18 protein-coding genes are annotated in these 21300 nt (G+C 69.1%); 9 read left to right on the top strand and 9 right to left on the bottom strand.

What is annotated here, in order from left to right; translation table 11 throughout:
- Window positions 1-91: 91 nt before the first annotated feature.
- The gene (gene dnaN / locus ACZ6C1_RS14170; RefSeq protein ID WP_469240744.1) at window positions 92-1222 is read right to left on the bottom strand and encodes a DNA polymerase III subunit beta; all 1131 of its coding nucleotides are present in this window, start codon (window positions 1220-1222) and stop codon (window positions 92-94) included.
- A 1285-nt stretch (window positions 1223-2507) separates the two neighbouring features.
- Entirely contained in the window at window positions 2508-4292 is a 1785-nt protein-coding gene (dnaA, locus tag ACZ6C1_RS14165; RefSeq protein ID WP_469240742.1) for a chromosomal replication initiator protein DnaA, read from the bottom strand.
- 361 nt (window positions 4293-4653) lie between these two features.
- On the opposite strand from dnaA, the gene rpmH reads away from it, so the two are divergent.
- The 9 genes from rpmH (at window position 4654) to ACZ6C1_RS14120 (ending at window position 11470) form a co-directional block, all read left to right on the top strand.
- Window positions 4654-4791: a 50S ribosomal protein L34 gene (rpmH, locus tag ACZ6C1_RS14160; protein WP_018846094.1), complete on the top strand. Its 138-nt coding sequence runs from the start codon at window positions 4654-4656 to the stop codon at window positions 4789-4791.
- Between the two features lie 20 nt (window positions 4792-4811).
- On the top strand, window positions 4812-5183 hold the full coding sequence (gene rnpA, locus ACZ6C1_RS14155) for a ribonuclease P protein component (protein ID WP_469240740.1): 372 nt from the start codon (window positions 4812-4814) through the stop codon (window positions 5181-5183).
- A complete protein-coding gene (gene yidD, locus ACZ6C1_RS14150; protein WP_073756493.1) occupies window positions 5180-5506 on the top strand; it encodes a membrane protein insertion efficiency factor YidD in 327 nt (108 codons plus the stop codon). Before rnpA ends, yidD begins: the two co-directional genes overlap by 4 nt.
- Window positions 5507-5509: 3 nt before the next feature.
- A complete protein-coding gene (gene yidC, locus ACZ6C1_RS14145) occupies window positions 5510-6763 on the top strand; it encodes a membrane protein insertase YidC (RefSeq protein WP_469240738.1) in 1254 nt (417 codons plus the stop codon).
- A 14-nt stretch (window positions 6764-6777) separates the two neighbouring features.
- Window positions 6778-7287: a Jag family protein gene (locus ACZ6C1_RS14140; RefSeq protein ID WP_469240736.1), complete on the top strand. Its 510-nt coding sequence runs from the start codon at window positions 6778-6780 to the stop codon at window positions 7285-7287.
- A 122-nt stretch (window positions 7288-7409) separates the two neighbouring features.
- Window positions 7410-8120 carry a 16S rRNA (guanine(527)-N(7))-methyltransferase RsmG gene (rsmG, locus tag ACZ6C1_RS14135; protein ID WP_469240734.1) on the top strand — a complete coding sequence of 237 codons (711 nt, stop codon included), beginning with the start codon at window positions 7410-7412 and terminating at the stop codon, window positions 8118-8120.
- Between the two features lie 235 nt (window positions 8121-8355).
- Window positions 8356-9432 (top strand): ParA family protein, encoded by a 1077-nt coding sequence (locus tag ACZ6C1_RS14130; protein WP_469241217.1) that lies wholly within the window; start codon window positions 8356-8358, stop codon window positions 9430-9432.
- Window positions 9429-10532, top strand: coding sequence for a ParB/RepB/Spo0J family partition protein (locus ACZ6C1_RS14125; RefSeq protein ID WP_469240731.1), 1104 nt, complete (start codon window positions 9429-9431; stop codon window positions 10530-10532). Before ACZ6C1_RS14130 ends, ACZ6C1_RS14125 begins: the two co-directional genes overlap by 4 nt.
- Window positions 10533-10852: 320 nt before the next feature.
- The gene (locus tag ACZ6C1_RS14120; protein WP_469240730.1) at window positions 10853-11470 is read left to right on the top strand and encodes a GNAT family N-acetyltransferase; all 618 of its coding nucleotides are present in this window, start codon (window positions 10853-10855) and stop codon (window positions 11468-11470) included.
- A gap of 93 nt (window positions 11471-11563) precedes the next feature.
- Here the strand turns inward: ACZ6C1_RS14120 and trxA are convergent, their stop codons facing one another.
- The 7 genes from trxA to ACZ6C1_RS14085 all read right to left on the bottom strand — a co-directional run bounded on the left by trxA (window position 11564) and on the right by ACZ6C1_RS14085 (window position 21148).
- On the bottom strand, window positions 11564-11908 hold the full coding sequence (gene trxA / locus ACZ6C1_RS14115; protein WP_469240728.1) for a thioredoxin: 345 nt from the start codon (window positions 11906-11908) through the stop codon (window positions 11564-11566).
- Between the two features lie 43 nt (window positions 11909-11951).
- Complete coding sequence (gene trxB, locus ACZ6C1_RS14110; RefSeq protein WP_469240726.1) at window positions 11952-12926, bottom strand: thioredoxin-disulfide reductase; 975 nt, start codon at window positions 12924-12926, stop codon at window positions 11952-11954.
- A 125-nt stretch (window positions 12927-13051) separates the two neighbouring features.
- A complete protein-coding gene (locus tag ACZ6C1_RS14105) occupies window positions 13052-13945 on the bottom strand; it encodes an anti-sigma factor (RefSeq protein ID WP_469240723.1) in 894 nt (297 codons plus the stop codon).
- Window positions 13942-14646 (bottom strand): RNA polymerase sigma factor SigM, encoded by a 705-nt coding sequence (sigM, locus tag ACZ6C1_RS14100; RefSeq protein WP_469240721.1) that lies wholly within the window; start codon window positions 14644-14646, stop codon window positions 13942-13944. The genes ACZ6C1_RS14105 and sigM overlap by 4 nt, the downstream gene beginning before the upstream one ends.
- 60 nt (window positions 14647-14706) lie before the next feature.
- On the bottom strand, window positions 14707-16434 hold the full coding sequence (locus ACZ6C1_RS14095) for a protein kinase family protein (RefSeq protein WP_469240719.1): 1728 nt from the start codon (window positions 16432-16434) through the stop codon (window positions 14707-14709).
- A 117-nt stretch (window positions 16435-16551) separates the two neighbouring features.
- A complete protein-coding gene (gene murJ / locus ACZ6C1_RS14090) occupies window positions 16552-18729 on the bottom strand; it encodes a murein biosynthesis integral membrane protein MurJ (RefSeq protein ID WP_469240717.1) in 2178 nt (725 codons plus the stop codon).
- Window positions 18730-18775: 46 nt separating this feature from the next.
- Window positions 18776-21148, bottom strand: a complete 2373-nt coding sequence (locus ACZ6C1_RS14085; RefSeq protein WP_469240715.1) for a DUF6049 family protein — start codon at window positions 21146-21148, stop codon at window positions 18776-18778.
- Window positions 21149-21300: the final 152 nt, after the last annotated feature.

Below are 21300 nucleotides of genomic sequence, written 5' to 3'. Positions count from 1 at the left end.
GCCTACGCCGGGACGCGGGCGCACACCTGTGGGGTCAGGCGCTCATCAGGCGCCTGATCAGCCACTCAGGCGCACCGACCCCAGGGCGGCCTCAGCCGCTCAGCCGCACCGGCATGATCAGGTACTTGTAGGCCTCGTCCGCCTCGGCGTCCACGGCCGGCTTGCCGCTCAGCAGCGCCGGCTTGGTGGAGGTGGTGAAGGAGAGCTGGGCGACCGGGGAGTCGATCGCGCTCAGGCCGTCCAGCAGGAACGTCGGGTTGAAGGCGATCGAGATGTCGTCGCCCTCCAGCTGCGCGTCCACACGCTCCACAGCCTGTGCGTCGTCGCTGGAACCGGCCTCCAGGATGAGCACACCCTGCTCGAAGCTCAGCCGGACCGGAGTGTTCCGCTCGGCCACCAGCGCCACACGCTTCACGGCCTCGACGAACGGCGCCGTCTCGATCACCGCGACCGAGTTGAACTCGGTGGGGAACAGCGTGCGGTACTTCGGGAGGTCGCCTTCGAGCAGGCGGGTGGTCGTGCGCCGGCCCGCGCCCTCGAAGCCGATCAGGCCCTCGCCCTTGCCGGAGCCCGACAGCGCCAGGGTGACGGTGTCGCCGCTCGTCAGCGCCTTGGCGGTGTCCAGCAGCGTCTTGGCGGGCACCAGGGCGACCGCGGAGGCGTCGGGCGACTCCGGCTTCCACAGGAACTCACGGACGGCGAAGCGGTACCGGTCGGTCGACGCCAGCGTGACCGTGTCGCCTTCGATCTCGATGCGTACGCCGGTGAGGACGGGCAGCGTGTCGTCGCGTCCGGCCGCGATGGCGACCTGGGCGGCGGCGGAGGCGAAGATCTCGCCCGGGACGGTGCCGGTCGCGGTGGGCATCTCGGGCAGCGCCGGGTACTCCTCCACAGGCATGGTGTGGAGGGTGAACCGGGAGGAGCCGCAGACCACGGTCGCCCGTACACCGTCTGTGGAAATCTCCACCGGCCGGTTGGGGAGGGCGCGGCAGATGTCGGCGAGGAGGCGGCCGGAGACGAGGACCGTGCCGTCCTCCTCCACCTCGGCCTCGACCGAGACCCGCGCGGAGACCTCGTAGTCGAAGCTGGAGAAGCTCAGCGCGCCGTCCTCGGCCTTCAGCAGAAGGCCCGCGAGTACGGGCGCCGGCGGACGGGCCGGAAGGCTACGGGCCACCCAGGCCACCGCCTCCGCGAGTACATCGCGCTCCACCCGGATCTTCACCGGAACCGCCTCCTGCTGTTGCTGGCTCTTTCGTCGACTGCGGGGACCAGTCTGACGCACGCCGCCGACAGTCGGTGCGGCTCGGGGTCAAGTCGCGACAAGAGGCACCGGGCGCTCCGGGGCCGAGTTGTGCACAGGCCCTGCTTCGAAGCGGATTCACCGGTAACTCTGAGTGGGAGTAGTAGTAGGGCCTGTGGAAACCGTGGATAACGTCATCCACCCAGGTCACACCCGGTTTTTTGTCCACCGCGCCTGTGGGTGGGACCGGTGGACAACCACCCCTGTCTGTGGACGCGGGAAAGTTCTGCACACCCGATGCACAGCACAGGCCGACTTCTCCCCAGCGCCGTCCCCAGTTTTACCCAGCTTCCCCACAGGCCAACCGACCTCCTTGGTGTGACGGCTTTCACTCGGCGCGGTGAGGCCGGGTGTTTCGTTGCCGAACAGTGGACAGCGGTGTGGAGAAGCTGTGGACCATGGACCGGTCCCTGTGGGCCGCCGGTGGACAACCGCGAAAGCGGCCTGTGGACGAGTCACGCGTCCACAGCCTGTGGAGCACGCTCGGCCACAAATCCACAAGCGGGTGACCTGCGAGGATGTGATCCCCACAGCTCACCCTGTGGATGCGATCTGGACAACTCGGCAGTCCCCACCCTGTGGATTGAAGATCGCCCCCAGAGCTGTGGAGAACCCGGTGACCCACCGAACTATTCGAACATCGCCCGCTCGCCACAGGGTGTGGACACCAGCAAATCCCGCCCGCGCCCGCCTCTGAAACCCCTCCAAGGGCAGCCGTCCACCCCCCGTCCGCCCTCGCTCGAGTGCCCGCGGTCCGCCCGCCGCTCCGTGCCGCGCCACCGGCCCCCGCGCGTCGCCTCCCGCCCGCTCCCCTGGCCCCCAGCACCGTCATCGGTCCCGAGCCGCGCTCGGGACGCACAGCCACGCACCAGCCCACGCCCCGCCGCCTCCCCCGGCCCGCGCCGGTCGCCGGCCGTACCGCCGCTCCCCGCCCCTCCCGTGGGCTCCGCCCGGCCCGCCCCGACCACGTCCCGACGCCACCAGCCCGGCGCCCCGCCCCGGCTCCCGGCGCCCCCCCGTCCCCGGCGCCCGGTGCACGAAGCACCCGCTCCCCACCCCCGGCGCCCGGGACGCGGCGAGCCCGCCCGTGCCATGGCGGGGACGGGCCCCGGACTGTGCCGATCGCGTCCGGGATGCACCGAGCCCCCGGCCCCGGCGGCGTGGTGGCCGTCCCGGGGGCGGGGGCTCGAGTGGTGGACGGCTGTCCTCAGCCGTTCTTGATGCGGTTCGTGAGCTCCGTGACCTGGTTGTAGATCGAGCGTCGCTCCGCCATCAGCGCCCGGATCTTCCGGTCGGCGTGCATCACCGTCGTGTGGTCGCGACCGCCGAACTGGGCGCCGATCTTCGGCAGTGACAGGTCGGTGAGCTCCCGGCACAGGTACATCGCGATCTGGCGGGCCGTCACCAGCACGCGGCTTCGCGACGATCCGCACAGGTCCTCGACCGTGAGCCCGAAGTAGTCGGCGGTCGCCGCCATGATGGCGGGGGCCGTGATCTCCGGGGCGGCGTCCTCGCCGCCCGGGATCAGGTCCTTCAGCACACCCTCGGTCAGCACCAGGTCGACCGGCTGCCGGTTGAGGCTCGCGAACGCCGTCACCCGGATGAGCGCACCCTCCAGCTCGCGGATGTTGCGCGAGATGCGGGAGGCGATGAACTCCAGGACCTCCGGCGGGGCGTTGAGCTGCTCCTGCACCGCCTTCTTGCGGAGGATCGCGATCCGCGTCTCCAGCTCCGGCGGCTGCACGTCGGTGGTCAGGCCCCACTCGAAGCGGTTGCGCAGCCGGTCCTCCAGGGTCATCAGCTGCTTGGGCGGCCGGTCCGAGGACAGCACGATCTGCTTGTTTGCGTTGTGGAGCGTGTTGAAGGTGTGGAAGAACTCCTCCTGCGTCGACTCCTTGCTCGCCAGGAACTGGATGTCGTCGACGAGCAGGATGTCCACGTCGCGGTACCGCTTGCGGAAGGTGTCGCCCTTGCCGTCACGGATGGAGTTGATGAACTCGTTGGTGAACTCCTCCGAGCTCACGTACCGCACCCGCGTACCGGGGTAGAGGCTGCGCGCGTAGTGCCCGATCGCGTGCAGCAGGTGCGTCTTGCCGAGCCCGGACTCCCCGTAGATGAACAGGGGGTTGTACGCCTTCGCCGGCGCCTCCGCGACCGCCACGGCCGCCGCGTGCGCGAACCGGTTGGACGACCCGATGACGAAGGTGTCGAACAGGTACTTGGGGTTCAGCCGTGCGTGCGGCTCGCCGGGGCGGCCGCCGGCGGCACCGGATCCGGGGCCCGCTCCGGTGCCGCTCGCCGGGCCCCCCACGCCGCCGGGGCGCTGGCCGGGAGGCTCGGGGAGCTCGCGCCGGTCGCCGCGCGGCTGGTCGTACGGAGACGGGTCGGACGCCTGCGGGCCGGGGCCGCGGTAGTCGTGGTGCGGCTGCTGCGGGCGGGGCGTCGCGTAGGGATCGCGGTCCTGGAAGCCGCCGAGGCGCGGCTGCTGCCAGGACAGGTCCTCCTGGGTGCGCGGCCAGGAGCCCGGCTCGGGGCGCTGCTGCTGGTAATCGGGATAGGCGGGGCGCACGGCCGGCAGCCCGTCGTCGGGCATGGGGCGGTGCCCGTAGCCGTCGTACTTCTCGTACGGCTTGTCGTACGCCTCGTTCTGCTGCCGCTCGTCGTACTGGTGCTGCGGCTGCTGCCTGCCGGGTGGCGACGGGGCGGGCGGCGGGTCGCCGGCGGAGTCGTCGACCGTGATCGCGATCCGGATCGGGCGGCCGCACTCACGGCTGAGCGTGTCGCTGATCAGCGGGGCGAGACGGCCCTCCAGGACGCGCTTGCCCCATTCGTTGGGGACGGCGAGCAGAGCGGTGTCCGCCACCAGGGCCAGCGGCTGACAGCGCTCGACCCATTGCTTGTCCTTCGGCTCGATGCCCTGCTGGCCCTCGCCGAGGAGCTGCTCGAGCACTCGTGGCCACACTGCGGCAAGATCAGCAGGTACGTCAGCCACAAGGCACGCTCTCTCACAGGTCCCACGAATGTGTGGTTCTCGGGACGGGATGGAAGGACAGGCAGGAAAGGAATCCGAGTTCAGTCACGGTAGTCGCGGCGGCTCGCGTGGTTCAAGTTGTTGTCCACAGCCTGTGCATAGTGGACCACGGCTCGGCGCCGGTTTGACCGGATGGCGTAGCCGCGCGTACCGTAACCAGGTCGAGTTGTCGATGGCTGCTGCCGCCTGCCTCCGATGGGCAAAGATCACGGTCAGTGATCGTGAAAGCGGTGCACTCGGGCGTATTGCGAGCTACTCGTGGGCGCACGGTGACAGCCAGGCGATGTCCCGCCACCACCCGAATCATTTCTGGAGCCCCCGAGTGAGCAAGCGCACCTTCCAGCCGAACAACCGTCGTCGTGCGAAGACCCACGGTTTCCGTCTGCGCATGCGTACCCGCGCCGGCCGCGCCATCCTGGCGAACCGCCGCAGCAAGGGTCGCGCCAACCTGTCCGCCTGATCGCTTTAACAGGTCATGACGTGCTGCCTACCGAGAATCGGCTGAGGCGGCGCGAGGACTTCGCGACCGCGGTACGCCGAGGACGCCGGGCCGGCCGCCCGCTCCTCGTCGTCCACCTAAGAAGCGGTGCAACGGACCCGCACGCGTCAGGGGAGAGCGCTCCCCCGACACGTGCGGGTTTCGTCGTCAGCAAGGCAGTGGGCGGCGCGGTCGTGCGTAACCAGGTGAAGCGCAGGCTTCGCCACCTCATGCGCGACCGGCTGCCTTCACTGCCCCCCGGTAGCCTGGTTGTAGTACGGGCGCTGCCCGGAGCGGGCGACGCCCACCATGCACAGCTGGCCCGAGACCTGGATGCCGCCCTTCAGCGGTTGCTGGGAGGGGGCGCGCGATGAAGTACCCGCTGCTGGCTCTGATCAAGCTGTACCAGTGGACGATCAGCCCGCTGCTCGGCCCCGTCTGCCGGTACTACCCGTCGTGTTCCCACTATGGATTCACGGCCATCGACCGGCACGGCGCGGTCAAGGGCACAGCCCTGACCGCCTGGCGCATTCTGCGGTGCAACCCGTGGTCGCCCGGCGGTGTGGACCATGTTCCCCCTCGTAAGCGCCCGCGCTGGCACGAAATGCTGCGCGACGCGCTGCGCGGCGGCAAGGGCGGGAACTCCGCCGAGACGAGCCCGGCCGCAGAGACCTCGCCCAATGCTCAAGGAGCCTGATTAGTGGACACGATTGCCAGTCTGTTCAGCTTCATCACCACACCTGTCTCGTGGATCATCGTCCAGTTCCACAGTCTTTACGGGGCGGTTTTCGGACCGGACACGGGCTGGGCCTGGGGTCTGTCGATCGTGTCCCTCGTGGTGCTCATCCGGATCTGCCTGATCCCGCTCTTCGTGAAGCAGATCAAGTCGACCCGGAACATGCAGGCGCTCCAGCCGAAGATGAAGGCGATCCAGGAGCGCTACAAGAACGACAAGCAGCGTCAGTCCGAAGAGATGATGAAGCTGTACAAGGAGACGGGCACCAACCCGCTCTCCTCGTGCCTTCCCATCCTGGCGCAGTCGCCGTTCTTCTTCGCTCTGTACCACGTGCTGAGCAAGATCGCCTCGGGTGACACCATCGGTGTCCTCAACCAGGACCTGGTGAACAGCGCCCGTGAGGCCCACATCTTCGGGGCTCCGATCGCCGCGAAGTTCATGGACGACCCGGCCAAGGTCGAGGCGCTCAACGCTTCGCTGACGGATGTCCGCATCGTCACCGCGGTGATGATCGTCCTGATGTCGCTGTCGCAGTTCTTCACCCAGCGCCAGCTGATGCAGAAGAACGTCGACCTGACGGTGAAGACCCCGTACATGCAGCAGCAGAAGATGCTGATGTACATCTTCCCGGTCATCTTCGCCGTGATGGGCATCAACTTCCCGGTCGGTGTCCTCGTCTACTGGCTGACCACCAACGTGTGGACCATGGGCCAGCAGATGTACGTGATCAACCAGAACCCGACCCCGGGCAGCAAGGCGCAGGATCACTACCTGCAGCGACTGGTGAAGAGCGTCACCTCCCACGGTGAGGTCCGCGGCCGCCGTCGGCGTGCCGTCGTCCAGGCCATCGTGGCCAAGGGCCCGGACCGCAACGACAACGAGCGCAAGTTCGTCACGGCCCTCGCCAAGGCCGGCTTCACCGCCCAGGCCGACGGCTCCGTGAAGAAGGTCGACCCGGCCACCGCCGAGGCGGAGAACGCGGCCGCGACCCGGCGCCAGCAGCCCAAGCGTCAGCCCAAGGCGAAGCGCCAGGCCGGCGGCGCTCAGCAGTCCACGGCGAAGACGTCCCTGGAGAAGACGTCCCTGGAGAAGGCCGACGAGCCCCAGGACGCCAAGCCGAAGCAGGCGGCCAAGCCCGCCGGCGGTTCCGCACGCCAAGCCAAGTCCGGACAGCGCAAGGGCCAGCAGCGGCCCAAGCACCCGTCGTCCAAGAAGTAAGAAGGAGTCCATCCGTGACGGAAGGCACCACCTCCGCCGCCCAGGGTGGCGACACCCTGACCCGCCTGGAGCAGGAGGGTGAGATCGCGGCCGACTACCTCGAGGGTCTCCTCGACATCGCCGATCTCGACGGCGACATCGACATGGACGTCGAGGCGGACCGCGCCGCGGTCTCGATCATCAGCGACTCGGGCAGCCGGGACCTCCAGAAGCTGGTCGGCCGCGATGGCGAGGTGCTGGAGGCGCTTCAGGAGCTGACGCGTCTCGCTGTGCACCGGGAGACCGGTGACCGCAGTCGGTTGATGCTGGACATCGCCGGGTTCCGGGCCAAGAAGCGCACCGAGCTCGCCGAGCTGGGTGCCAAGGCAGCCGACGAGGTGAAGAGCACCGGTGAGCCGGTGAAGCTGGACCCGATGACCCCGTTCGAGCGCAAGGTCGTGCACGACGCGGTGGCCGCCGCCGGTCTGCGCAGTGAGTCCGAGGGCGAGGAGCCGCAGCGCTTCGTCGTCGTACTCCCTGCCTGACCACACCCACGTAGTGTCGGCCCCGTCTGTTCGCAGGCGGGGCCGATCTTTGTCAGCCTAATAGTCACTGATCACTGGGAGCAGCGCCCAGTGCGGTCATGCGGTACGGAAGGACGGTTCCCGTGACGGAGGCAGAAGAGCTTCCCCATGCGCCTCAAGAAGCGCGGACGGTTTTCGGTGAGTTCTTCCCCGAGGCTGTCCGGTACGCGGAGCTCCTCGCGGACGCGGGCGTCAAGCGTGGCCTCATCGGCCCCCGTGAGGTCCCGCGGCTGTGGGAGCGGCACCTGCTGAACTGCGCGGTGCTCTCCGAGGTCGTGCCCGAGGGGGTCACGGTCTGCGATGTCGGCTCCGGAGCCGGTCTGCCCGGCATCCCACTGGCCCTGGTCCGGCCGGACCTCAAGATCACCCTGCTTGAGCCGCTGCTGCGCCGTACGAACTTCCTCCAGGAGGTCGTGGAGCTGCTCGGCCTGGACCATGTGACGGTGGTGCGCGGACGCGCCGAGGAGGTCCTCGGCAAGCTGCCGCCCGTCCATGTCGTCACGGCGCGTGCCGTTGCCCCGCTGGACCGGCTGGCCGGCTGGGGAGTCCCCCTGCTGCGTCCCTATGGAGAGATGCTGGCGCTCAAGGGCGACACGGCCGAGGAGGAGCTGCAGGGTGCCCGGGCGGCACTGAGCAAGCTGGGCGTAGTGGGGACCTCTGTTCTCCATGTCGGTGAAGGCGTCGTCGATCCCCTGTCGACCGTGGTGCGCGTCGAGGTCGGGGAGAGCCCCGGCGGGGTTCGGTTCGCTGCCAAGCGAGCCAAGGCTGCCCGGACGTCCCGCCGTCGCCGTTGACGCCTGGTTGATCCTCATACGTACGCATTTCGGAGTGTCGTGACTCCCTGACCCTGCGGCGAGTGCATCAATGTTTCACGTGAAACGTCGCTCACTGCTGCAGGGAATCATCAGCCGCGGTCGCGCGGCTGCCGCGCCGCGCGACCGTAAGCCACTCATGAGGGCTACGGAGTTGTCCACAGAGGTGGAGTTCTCCACAGAACCACGGGCCTCGCTGGTTCACGACCCCGAAAGCATGGCAGGCTCTGTTCATCGCGAGCCTGAAGCCGAGGAGAGTGAATCCTTGCGGTCCGACGCCAACATCGCGGGACCGATGACCGATCCGGTCCCCGGTCCCCGTACCGAATCGGCGGGGGAGGATGTTTCACGTGAAACACCGCCCCCGATGGACGACACCCCCATTGGACGAGCTGCCCAACTGGCGGTAGAGGCTCTGGGCCGTGCAGGCGAGGGGCTTCCCCGGCCTGAGCAGACCCGCATCATGGTCGTCGCCAACCAGAAGGGCGGGGTGGGCAAGACCACCACGACGGTCAACCTCGCCGCTTCCCTGGCACTGCATGGTGCCCGCGTTCTGGTCATCGACCTCGACCCGCAGGGGAACGCCTCCACGGCGCTCGGTATTGATCACCACGCCGAGGTCCCGTCGATCTATGACGTCCTGGTGGAGAGTAAGCCGCTCTCCGACGTGGTCCAGCCCGTCCCGGACGTCGAGGGTCTTTTCTGTGCCCCGGCCACCATCGATCTCGCCGGTGCGGAGATCGAGCTGGTGTCCCTGGTGGCGCGGGAAAGCCGCCTGCAGCGGGCGATCCAGGCGTATGAGCAGCCGCTGGACTACATCCTCATCGACTGCCCGCCCTCGCTCGGACTGCTCACGGTCAACGCCCTGGTGGCCGGCGCCGAGGTGCTCATTCCCATTCAGTGCGAGTACTACGCGCTGGAGGGCCTCGGTCAGCTACTGAAGAACGTGGACCTTGTACGCGGCCATCTGAACCCGGCGCTGCATGTCTCGACCATTCTGCTCACCATGTACGACGGCCGGACCAGGCTCGCGTCGCAGGTGGCCGAGGAGGTGCGCAGCCACTTCGGCGACGAGGTACTGCGGACCAGCATTCCGCGGTCCGTCCGCATCTCGGAGGCACCGAGCTACGGACAGACCGTCCTGACGTACGACCCCGGTTCCAGCGGCTCGCTGTCGTACCTCGAAGCGGCCCGTGAGATCGCCCTGCGGGGAGTCGGTATCCACTACGACGCCCAGCACACCCATATGGGTAACCAGAACAACCAGCACAGCATGTCGGAGGGGATCCAGTGAGCGAGCGACGTAGGGGGCTGGGACGGGGGCTCAGTGCGCTGATCCCCGCCGCACCCCAGGAGCGGCCGGTACCGTCGGTCGGTGCGGGGTCCACCTCTCCGGGGTCGATTCCGTCACTGACGGCGGAGCGGGGGGTGGCCGCGGGGAAGCTGGCCACGCTGCCGCAGAGCCAGGCGCCCGTCGACAGTGAGCTGTCGGCGCCGGAGCCCGAAGTGGTCGCCGAACCGGAGGCGTCGGCCGTCGCCTACTTCGCCGAGCTTCCGCTGGATGCCATCACGCCGAATCCGCGCCAGCCGCGAGAGGTGTTCGACGAGGACGCCCTGGCCGAGCTGGTGACCTCCATCAAGGAAGTCGGACTGCTCCAGCCCGTTGTCGTGCGCCAGCTGAGCCCCGACCGCTATGAGCTCATCATGGGCGAGCGTCGCTGGCGCGCCTGCCGTGAAGCGGGCCTGGACAGCATTCCGGCCATCGTCCGTGCCACCGAGGACGAGCAGCTCCTGCTGGACGCTTTGCTGGAGAACCTCCACCGGGCTCAGTTGAACCCGGTGGAAGAGGCCATGGCCTACGACCAGCTGCTGAAGGACTTCAACTGCACCCACGAGCAACTGGCCGATCGCATCGGTCGCTCGCGTCCACAGGTCTCCAACACCCTGCGGCTGCTGCGCTTGTCGCCGACCGTCCAGCGCCGGGTCGCCGCCGGTGTGCTGTCGGCGGGCCACGCCAGAGCCCTGCTCTCGGTCGAGGACCCCGAGGCGCAGGAGAAGCTGGCGTACCGGATCGTTGCCGAGGGGCTCTCGGTCCGGGCCGTGGAGGAGATCGTGACGCTGATGGGCTCCGAGCCCAACAGCACACCGAAGGCGAAGCGACCGCGGGCCGGGGCCCGGGTCTCACCGGCCCTCTCCGAGCTGGCCTCCCGGCTCTCCGACCGTTTTGAGACACGGGTGAAGGTGGACCTGGGTCAGAAGAAGGGCAAGATCGTCGTCGAGTTCGCCTCGATGGTGGACCTGGAGCGCATCCTGGGCACCCTGGCTCCTGGCGAGGGACGAGTCCTTGAGAAGGGACTGGCCGAGGAGCAGGACCAGGCCGACGACGAAGGCTGAGGTGGAAGCGCGCCCAGGCGCTGGCTGCCACGGATTCAGGGCGGACCGTGTCCCGGTGTTCACCGGAACACGGTCCGCCCTTTGGCCTCTTCCCGTATGCGTGTCATCACCCGATCGATACGATGCGTTCTGGTATGCGCATCCGCCTGATCCACCTCGGAGGGAGAGCCAGGCATGCGAGAGGTGAGCCGCAGCCAACTGCTGACAGCAGGACTCGGACTCGGTGCGGTCGGCGGGTTCATCGGCAGCCTGCTCCGGGAACGGAGCGCGCTGACCGCCGCTCTTGGAGCGGCAGGCGAAGGAAGTGAGGAACAGCCTTCATGGGGCGTCGGCTCGTACCGCTCACGTTGGACAACCTTCCGGATCTCCCCAAACGGTGCCGCACGTGTGTCTTCTGGGAGCTTGATCCAGTCAGTGGAGAAGCCGCGGTAAAGGCGGGCACTCCGGAGCTGGAGAAGGAAGCCTGGATCTCCGCCGTGCTGCTGGACTGGGGCTCCTGTGGCCGGGTGGTCTATGTGGACGAGGTACCGGTGGGGTTCGTTCTCTATGCCCCGCCTGCCTATGTGCCGCGCTCCACGGCCTTCCCGACGAGCCCGGTGTCCCCCGACGCGGTCCAGCTCATGACCGCCTGGATCACGCCCGGCTATCAGGGGCAGGGACTGGGGCGCGTGATGGTGCAGACCGTGGCGAAGGACTTGCTTCGCCGTGGGTTCAAGGCCATCGAGGCGTTCGGAGACGCCCGCTGGAAGGAACCGGCGTGCGTGCTCCCGGCCGACCACCTGTTGGCCGTGGGCTTCAAAACGGTACGCCCGCATCCGACGTATCCGAGGCTTCGGCTGGAGCTGCGGACGACGCTGTCCTGGAAGGAAGACGTGGAGCTGGCGCTCGACCGCCTGCTGGGAGCCGTCCAGAAGGAACCGGCGCTGAGGCCGCTGTGAGTTTGAGGGTCAGGTAGGAGAGCAGGTTCGGGAAAACACGAGTGGCCCACCCCGATGGGGTGGGCCACTCGTGTTTCACGTGAAACAGCGGCGTCAGGCCTTCGTGGCCTCACCGAGGAACGGCTCCAGGTCGCGGACGATCGCGGCCTTCGGCTTGGCGCCGACGATGGTCTTGGCGACCTCGCCGTCCTTGTACACGTTCAGCGTCGGGATCGACATGACACCGTACTTGGCGGCCGTGGCGGGGTTCTCGTCGATGTTGAGCTTGACGACCGTGATCTGGTCACCGTGCTCGGCGGCGATGGCCTCCAGCGACGGGGCGATCTGGCGGCACGGGCCGCACCAGGCGGCCCAGAAGTCCACCAGTACGGGCTTGTCGCTCTTGAGGACATCCTCTTCGAAGGAGTCGTCGGTCACGTTCTTCAGGTCGCCGGCCACGGCGGCCTCCTTCATTTCGCGGGGTGTGGGTGGGGAATGGTCGTCAGACCGTGGCGGTCTTCTCCGGCTCGGCAGCCTTCTCGCCATCGGCGAGAGCCGCCAGGAAGCGCTCCGCGTCGAGTGCGGCGGAGCAGCCCGTGCCGGCGGCCGTGATCGCCTGGCGGTAGGTGTGGTCCACGACGTCACCGGCGCCGAAGACACCGGTCAGGTTGGTGCGGGTCGACGGCGCGTCCACCTTGAGGTAGCCCTCGTCGTCGAGCTCCAGCTGACCCTTGAACAGCTCCGTGCGCGGGTCGTGGCCCACGGCGATGAACAGGCCGGTCACCGGCAGCTCGGACGTCTCGCCGGTCTTGGTGTTGCGCAGCGTCAGACCGGTGAGCTTCTGCTCGCCGTGGATCACCGCCACCTCGCTGTCCCACGCGAACTTGATCTTCGGGTCGGCGAAGGCACGCTCCTGCATGGCCTTGGAGGCCCGCAGGGTGTCACGGCGGTGGATGATGGTGACCGACTTGGCGAACCGGGAGAGGAAGGTCGCCTCCTCCATGGCGGTGTCGCCGCCACCCACCACGGCGATGTCCTGGTCCTTGAAGAAGAACCCGTCGCAGGTGGCGCACCAGGAGACGCCGCGGCCCGACAGCGCGTCCTCGTTCGGCAGGCCCAGCTTGCGGTGCTGCGAGCCGGTCGTCACGATCACGGCCTTGGCGCGGTGCACCGTGCCGGCCGTGTCGGTCACGGTCTTGATGTCGCCGGTCAGGTCGACCGAGACGACATCGTCCGGGACGAGCTCGGCGCCGAAGCGCTCGGCCTGGGCCCGCATGTTGTCCATGAGGTCCGGGCCCATGATCCCGTCCCGGAAGCCGGGGAAGTTCTCCACGTCGGTCGTGTTCATGAGCGCACCACCGGCGGTGACGGCACCTTCGAAGACCAGCGGCTTCAGCGAAGCTCGCGCCGTATACAGCGCGGCCGTGTAGCCGGCGGGCCCGGAGCCGATGATGATCACGTTACGGACGTCGCTCACGGGTTTCTTCCTCGTCTCTGCAGACTGCCTACTGCCTAGGGGGGCCGGGTCTAGGACTCTCACCCCACCCAACGGATCCTACGGGGCGTGCATTCCCGAGGTGTCCGAGCGGCACGGAGCGTGAGTCAGGGACGAGGGTAGGCCTGTGTCAGCAGAACATCCGCCTTGGTGCTCTTCTGCGTGGCGATGCAGGAAGCGTCGAGGACGTACGCCTGGACCCGTGACGGATCGGTGGCGTGCGGCAGGACCACCAGATAGGCGGGCTTGCCGTCGAACGTTCCCGGCTGCGCGGCGAGAGCCTGATCGCTGCGGGCGGTGCCCGCCTGGATGCAAGCCGGTACCGTCACGGCCTCTTCCGTGAACATCGTCGACGGGTTGTCGACCGAGGGGGGCTGCTTCTCGGTTCGGGGGGAGTTGGAGGTCTTCTCGGCCTTGAGCAGCGCCTCGACCCGGTCCTCCACGGCCGCACCGGAGAACGTCCTGTCGTCGGGTGCGCTGATGGCGGTGTCGGCCGTCTTCGACGCACGGGGGTCGTCCCCGGTCTGGATGGCCTGGAAGAGAAGGACGCTCACTCCCAAGGCGGCCGCCCCGAAGACCGCGCCGAGGACGGCCGTACGACGCCGACGCCGGGCGGGACGCCCACGGCCGGGGCCCGTGGCGGCACGTGGACGGCCGGCGGGACGGTCGGCAGGGACTGGCTCGGGGGTGACGGGGGAGGGCGCTGTTTCACGTGAAACATGCCCCGCCGCCTCTGCGGGGGCCGTGGCATCCAGCAGCGCTTCGGCTGCCAGGGCGGCGTCGATGCGCTCGGCGATGTCAGCCGGCATCCGGGCCGGGCCCGGGAGAGTGCCCAGCAGCCCGCGGATCTCCTCCAGGGAGGACCGGACATCGGCGCACAGGGCGCAGCCATCCAGATGCGCGCGCACATCGGCCGTCCGGGACGGAGGCAGAAGCCCTTCGGTGAGGTCGGAGATCTCCGAGACGTCCGGGTGCTGAGTCGTGTCGGTCGTGGATGTCACGCGCGCCCACCTCCGCCCTTCACAGCAGCAGGATCACTTGGTCCTGCATCCCTTGGTCCCGACGCCGGTGGGACGGATGTCCCTGGCGTCCGGTTCCTTCCCCGGTCCACACCATCGTTATCCACGGTGTCACCGCGCAGATGAGTGAGCAGTGGGAGAAGCCGGGCCCTGCCTCGCGCACAGCGGCTCTTGACCGTCCCGGTCGGTACGTCGAGGACCCGTGCCGCCTCGGCGACCGGATAACCCTGCATGTCCACCAGCACGAGAGCGGCGCGCTGGTCCTCGGGGAGCTTCCCGAGCGCGGCGAGCAGCTCGCGGTGGAGGTCCTGCCGCTCGGCCGGGGCCTCGGCCGACTCGTGGGGCTCCAGGAGCTGTTCCAGCCGCTCGGTGTCGTCGACCGGTGATGTCCTGCGGGAGGCGGCCTTGCGTGCCCGGTCGAGGCAGGCGTTCACGGTGATGCGGTGCAGCCAGGTCGTGACAGCGGAATGGCCCCGGAAGGTATGGGCGGCCCGGAAGGCGGACACCAGGGCGTCCTGGACCGCGTCGGCGGCCTCCTCGCGGTCCCCCAGGGTGCGCAGGGCGACGGCCCAGAGCCGGTCGCGGTGGCGGCGTACGAGCTCACCGAAGGCGTCCGGATCGCCGGCGACATGGCGTGCCAGGAGATCCTGGTCGCTGATTTCCTCGGACGCCCCGCTCGTCATGCCGCCACCTCCCCCCTCTCCCTACCGCCCTGGGCAACCACCTCTGTCGGGCGGCACCCGTCAGCCGAGCACCTGGATCTCGGAAATGCCGCCACGGTATCCGTCTCCCGTCCCGTCGGACGGCAGCTCGGTGATGTGGATGAGCACATAGCGCGTGCGCACGGGCTTCTCCACGGTCGCCTTGAGCCGGTCCCCCACCACGTCGAGCTTCGTCAAGACGTGCGGGAAGTCGTCCTGCCTGCTGGGATCGTTCGCTCCCTCGTCGGCCGCCAGCACCTGTACCTTCTGGCCCGCGCGGTACATGGTCACGTCGATGCCGCGGACATTCTGCACGCTGCCGAGGTCGACGATGATGCCGCTGCCCTGCTTGCGGTTGGTGTAATTGCCGAAGTTGGCGTAACCGAAATACTGCGGGGTGATCCACGCGGTATCGGTCTTGTCGTCCACCGCGTTCGGTACCTCGTCGACCTGTATCCCGGATCCGCCGGGCATGAACTCACCGGCGTCGGCGATCCGCAGCGGCTGCGGGGGCTTCTGCGGCTTCTTCTGGTTCTGGCCGCCCGGAGACGTCTGGGTACCGGTTTCGCCGGTCTTCTCGTTGGTCTGCCGGTCGAGCAGCTTGTCGGCGACCTGCCAGCTGCCCAGGCCGAGGGCCGCGATGAGGAGCGCCGACACGGCCCACTTGAGGGCCTTGCCCGTACGGCTCTGCAGCGGGGGCGGCGGGACCACCGCGGCGGCGACGGTGGCCGCCGTACCGGGGCGCGGGGAACGGCCGTAGTTGCCCTGCTGGTAGGTCGTGCGCTGGTACTCGAGGGGCGTCGGGAAGTCGGGCTCCGGCGGGCGGATCCGGGGCATGGCCGCGACGGCCTTGGCCAGCTCGTCGGGCGTGGTGCAGGGAGGCTCCTGGCGGGACGCGGTCGCACCGTCGTTGACCAGGGCGCGCATGGCGATCTCGGACAGGCCGCGGTGCACGTTGGCCCGTACCTGGTCCGGCGGGATCAGCCCGACACCCTTGGGCAGCCCCGACAGACCGTAGGCGTCGTTCTCGTACGGCCAGCGCTTGGTCAGCGCCGCGTACAGCAGAGCGCCGATCGCCTCGGTGTCGGTGCGCTGGGGACGGTCGGCACTGATGCCGCGCAGGGCGGCGTTCACGGCGAGTCCGCGGATCCGGTACTGACCGGTGGAGCTGCGCAGGACGGCGCTCGGGGTGAGCCGCAGGTGGGCGAGGCCTTCACGGTGGGCGGCGGCCATGGCCTGGGAGACCTGGCTGACGAGCTGGTAGGCATCGTGCGGCTCGAGCGGACCGGCCGCGAGCAGCGCGGTGAGTTCGGTGGCGTCGGGGAGCCACTCGTGGACGACATAGACGAGGTCGTTCTCCTCGACCGCGTCCAGGACCTGGACGAACCGGGGGTCGCCGAGGAGCGCCGAGGAGCGCGCCGCGGCCAGCACCGAACGGGCCCGCGGGTGATCGGCGGGGAGGATATGGACGCCGACGGCACGGCGCAGTTTCTCGTCGACGGCCCGCCAACTGCTGAACCCGTCCAAACGGGTGACGCACTCCTCGAGCCGGTACCGTCTGGCGAGTTTGTGGCCACTGTGGAGCTCTGGCGCCGTGATGACGGACTGCTCGCTGTCCCGCCGTTCGCCGTCGCTGTCCTTGGCGGACTGCTCCGCCGCGTCCTGCGCTTCCGCCACCCCGTCGCTCGCGGCCTTGTCCGCCTTGGCGGTCAGCGGGTCGTCTCCGCTGTTGTCGGCCACGTCGACGGCAGCCGTGCTACGTTCCGCCACCGTCGTTCCTGCCTCCCCATCCGTTGCGCCACATCCAACAGCCATGCCAATTGTGCCCACAGTCCGGCGCTATGCACGACACGCGGCCGCCGACGATGGTTGTGCGAGCCCTCGTTCTCAGCGTCCGAGACGGCCGCGGACCATGCCGACCATGGCGTTGAGCTCCGCGATCCGCATCTTCCGTGCCCCGATGTAGAACACGCCCATCAGTACGATCCCACCGCCCACAAGTGCCGCGAGTGACCCCAGGGCGTCGTCGCCCAGGGTTTTGAGGATGCCGAAGCCCGCGGCGCCGCCGAGGACCGCCGCGGGGACGGACGCCATGCAGAGCCGGGCGTAGGTGCGGACGACGTGTGCGCCGTCCAGGTCGCCGCCCAGCCGGTTGCGCAGCCGCCGCCAGGCGACACCGACGCCGACGGCATAGGCGAGGCCGTAGGAGGCCGCCATGCCGACGACGGCCCAGCGGGGCTGGAGAAGGACGTAGCAGGCCGCCGAGGCCGCCGCGTTGACGCCGGCCACGATCACGGTGTTGTAGAAGGGCGTTCGGGTGTCCTCGTAGGCGTAGAAGCCACGGAGGACGACGTACTGCACCGAGTACGGGATGAGTCCGAGGCCGAAGGCCATCAGGATGAAGCCCATGCTGCGGGCGGCCTCGGTACCGCTGGACGCGTACAGCAGGGTGCACATCGGGACGCCGAGGGCGAGGAACATGAACGCGACCGGCACGATCGCGACGGCGGAGTTCCGCAGTCCCTGCGAGATGTCGTCGCGGACGGCGCCCGGGTCGTTGTCGTGGGCGGCTCGGGAGATGCGCGGAAGCAGCGCCGCCATGACCGAGACGGTGATGATGGCCTGCGGCATGCCCCAGATGAGCTGGGCGTTGGAGTAGGCGAGGAAGCCCGCGCCGTCCGTGCCGGAGGCCTTGCCCGCGGCCGTGGCGAGCTGGGTGACGACGACGACGCCGGCCTGGTTGGCGAGGACGAACAGGACCGTCCACTTGGCCAACTTGACCGTCTTGCCGAGGCCGTGGCCCTTCCAGTCGAAGCGGGGGCGGAAGCGGAACCCGGCCTCACGCAGGTACGGAACCATCGCCAGGGCCTGGACGACCAGACCCAGCAGGGTGCCGATGCCGAGCAGGCGGATGCCTTCGTCCGGAATGGTCGTGACGCCCATCTCGGACTCGGCGGAGGATCCGTAGACCCAGATGAACATGGAGAAGGTGAAGATGACGACGATGTTGTTGAGGACTGGAGTCCACATCATCGCGCCGAACTTGCCCCGGGCGTTGAGGATCTGACCCATCACCACGTGGACGCCCATGAAGAAGATCGTGGGCAGGCAGAAACGCGCGAAGGTGACGGCCACGCTGTTCGCCGCGGCGTCGCTCGCGATGGTGTCCGACATGGCGCGGATCAGCAGGGGCGCGCCGAACACGGCGAGGGTGACGATCAGGCCGAGCGCGACCATGACGAGCGTCAGCAGCCGGTTGGCGTACGCCTCGCCGCCGTCCTCGTCGTCCTTCATCGAGCGAACGAGCTGAGGAACGAAGACGGAGTTGAGGCCACCGCCGACGGTCAGGATGTAGATCATCGTCGGCAGGGTGGCCGCGACGGTGTAGGTGTCACCGAGCAGGGCGGCGCCCAGGGCACCCGTGATCACCAGGCTGCGTACGAAACCGGTGAGGCGGGAGACCAGCGTGCCGGCCGCCATCACGGCGCTCGACTTCAGCAGGCTCGACGCACGACCGCCACCGGACTTCTTCGGGACGGGCGCGGGGGCGGGCGCCGGTTCGGGCTCCTGCGGGGCGGGCGGCTGCCCGTGCCCCTGCTGGTCCCGGTAGAGGTGCGCGAACGCGTCCGGCTCGGGCTGCTCCTCGGCGGCGTGCGTGACGAGGTCGTCGACCCCGGTGAACTGAACGGTCCTGGCGTCGTCACCGTAAGGGAGATGACGGGACGGTCCGTCGGGCTCGGGTGGCGGGGTCTGCGCCCAGACCCTCGGGTCCGGGGCGTACTGCGGCGCGGCGGGCTGCTGGTAGAGCGGCGGGGGCTCTTCGTAGGTGCCGGGCGGGGGCGGCGGGTGTGCCGCTCTGTCGTAGAGCGCCTCGCCGACCGGGTCCTGGGCGGCGAGGTCCTGGCTGCCGTACGGATCCTGCTCGTAGGCGTGCTGGACGTACGGATCAGGGGCGGGCGGCGGGACCGGGGGCGGCACATGGCCCGCCGCGGGGGGCATCCCGCCGGAAGGCGCGCTGCCGCCGCCCGCGCTTTGACCGCGGTCACCGTCGTACGGCGCGTTCATGGTTTACCCCACCTCATCGTCCCCGGCCGACCGGCCACGACATCGCTCAACGGTCCACTTTCTCACCCTGGCCCGACGGGCCGGTGCTTTGCGCTCCGGTGTCCGGCGCAGGGTCACTCGGCTGCTCGGGATCGTCGCTCTGCGCAGTCGTACCGTCGGCCTCCGGGACCGCTTCCGCGTCGGTCCCGGGGTCCGCGGCCGCCTCCTGCTCATCCGGCGTACCGGCGGCGTCCGCCGCTTCCGCCTCGCGTGCCGCGGCGCGCTTGCGGTGGGTGTACATCCGGATACCCGCGAGAGCGAGCAGCAGGAAGCCGCCGGCGATCACCAGCATCACGGTCGGCGTGATCTCCGAGACCTTCACGGTGAAGGTCATCGGCTTGCCGTACGGCTTTCCGTCCTCGGTGTACAGCTGCGCCGTCATCGGAACCGGACCGTTGGCGTTGGCGGACGCCGTGAACTTCACCGACTGGCTGTGACCGCCGGCGATCTTCACCGGCAGTTCGGCCACGGCGCTGTCGCCGTTCAGCTTCAGACGGGTCGGCTTGGTCGACGTCAGGCGCAGCACCAGGTGCTCGACGTCCTGCAGAAGCTGGTTCTGCACGGTGACGGGGATGGTGGCGCTGCGCCCGGAGAGGGTCAGATCGGACTTCTCGATCAGCTGGACCTCGGTGGTGAGGTCCTGCAGGTGGACCTGCACGCTCTGCCGGTACGCCGTGGCGGGCTCGGAGCGGCCGCGCCAGGAGGTCGACATCTCCCGGTTGATCGCGTTGCCGAAGGGCGTCACGACCCGGGACGCCATGGTCAGAATGACCTTGAAGTTGTCCAGGGTGTCCTGGGTGGTCTTCATGTCCTGGAAGGCCTGTACGGGCAGCTCCTGCTTGCGGAGCTTGGCGGGGTACTTCCGGGCGCCCGGGATCTTCGTCGTGGCCCGGTCGTCGGGCTTGGCCGCTGCCGCCGTGAGCAGGTCGCTGGGCTGGCTCCAGCGCTGGGCCGACAGGGCGCGCACGGCGGTCGCCATCGACTGGGCCTGCGCGGCGGTGGGCATCCGCTGCGGGGCGACCACGATGCTGCGCAGCTTGCCCGGCTGCTGCTGGGTCACGGCCAGGGTGTGGGCGAGGAACTGCTGGACGGCCAGGGTCGAGTCGCCCGCCCGTGTCATGTCGCCCTGGAAGGCCGTGGACAGTGACGCGTCGGCCACCACGGCGGTGGTACCGCCGCCGATGGGCCGGGCGGCATTGGGCGTGTAGGGCAGCTCGTCGCGGATGCTGTCGTTGCGGGCGATCACCTTGTCGGCGCCGGCCGAGGTGGCGACGTCGATGATCGACGGGTCGACCGCACCGTCGACCGGCCAGGCGAAGTCGACCGACGGCTTCACATGGAGGATGGTCTCGACCGTGCTCTCGGCCACCTCCGTGGCCGGCTGGAGGTGGCTGAGTGAGCCGGAGACGTCCTTGCCCCGGTGGGCGAGGGACGCCAGGTCCGGGTCGGCGTAGGGCAGCGCCACCACCTTGTCGCCCTGCACCGCCTTGTCCAGGCTGTTCAGCCACTGCTTGGCGATCGCCTGGTTCTTGCCGGCGACTCGTTCGTTCCCGTCCTTGACCTGGTAGTTCCGGGTCATGGCGTCCACGGTGGCGAGCAGGTCCGGGTCGACGACCCAGGTGACGGGGAGCTCGGCGCCGAGCGCGACGAGCCGCTCCAGCCGTCCGCCCGGGGCGAGCTCCGTGGCCAGCTCGTCGTCCTCGAATACCGGCGTCTGCTGGTCGTCCGAGCCGGTCTCCGCCGACAGGTGCGTCGAGGAGATCAGCGGCCAGAGATAGGTGACCTGCGTCTTCTTCTCCGTGGCCTCGGGCTGCCAGGGCAGGAAGGTGCGCTCGATGCCCAGCACCTGGTCGTAGGAGGTGCCCGCGGTCCGTCCCGAAAGGGAAACCCCGAGCTGGTAGACCCCGTCGTCGTCGAGACCCAGCTTCTCGACCGGAACCGAAAGGCTGAAGTCCTTGCTGATGCCGGCCGCGAGCTTCGGGATCTTGATGCTGTACGGGCCGCCGAGGGCCGCGCCGTCATTGCCCGGTGCGAAGCCGGTGCGCTTGGCCACCGCGTCGATCTCGCCGCGGCTGGTCATCCGCGATCCGACGCGCAGGTCGACCTGCGCCCCGTTCACCGTCTCCTTGCCCTCATTGGTCACCGTGCCGCTGATCGTGAGGGTGTCCCCCTCCACCGGCGTGGTCGGCGTGAATGTGTCCAGGGACACGTCGACGGTCCGGGACGGGGACGCCTTCTCGGCGGCGGACGCGGGGGGCGCGGAGGGGACGTACAGCAGGCCTGCCAGGAGCGGCGCGCTCACGATGGCGGAGGCCGCACGCCGTAGCCACCGCCGGGCAGGAGAGCGACTCGTGCTCTGGAAGTCTGCCGCCTCGGCCACGCGCTCGCCCGTCCTCGTCGTCTGTTGCCGTTGGTGGTTCGTCGGTTCCTGCGTCCACGCATGGTAACGAGGAGCGCCGGGGCTAAGTGCCGCGGACTGCTCCACATGATCGGAGCAGTATGGGGCCCTGGACCAGGTGAGCGGGGCCCGGG

The organism is Streptomyces sp. NPDC041796, assembly GCF_055590785.1.
The sequence above is the reverse complement of the archived record's forward strand: the minus strand, read 5'-3'. Positions and strand labels throughout refer to the sequence as shown.

Coding starts and splice junctions, on each gene's coding strand:
- yidD (WP_073756493.1), top strand. CDS start 5,180: ATGAAGTACCCGCTGCTGGCTCTGATCAAGCTGTACCAGTGGACGATC.
- ACZ6C1_RS14130 (WP_469241217.1), top strand. CDS start 8,356: ATGGCAGGCTCTGTTCATCGCGAGCCTGAAGCCGAGGAGAGTGAATCC.
- ACZ6C1_RS14120 (WP_469240730.1), top strand. CDS start 10,853: ATGGGGCGTCGGCTCGTACCGCTCACGTTGGACAACCTTCCGGATCTC.
- sigM (WP_469240721.1), bottom strand. CDS start 14,646: ATGACGAGCGGGGCGTCCGAGGAAATCAGCGACCAGGATCTCCTGGCA.
- murJ (WP_469240717.1), bottom strand. CDS start 18,729: ATGAACGCGCCGTACGACGGTGACCGCGGTCAAAGCGCGGGCGGCGGC.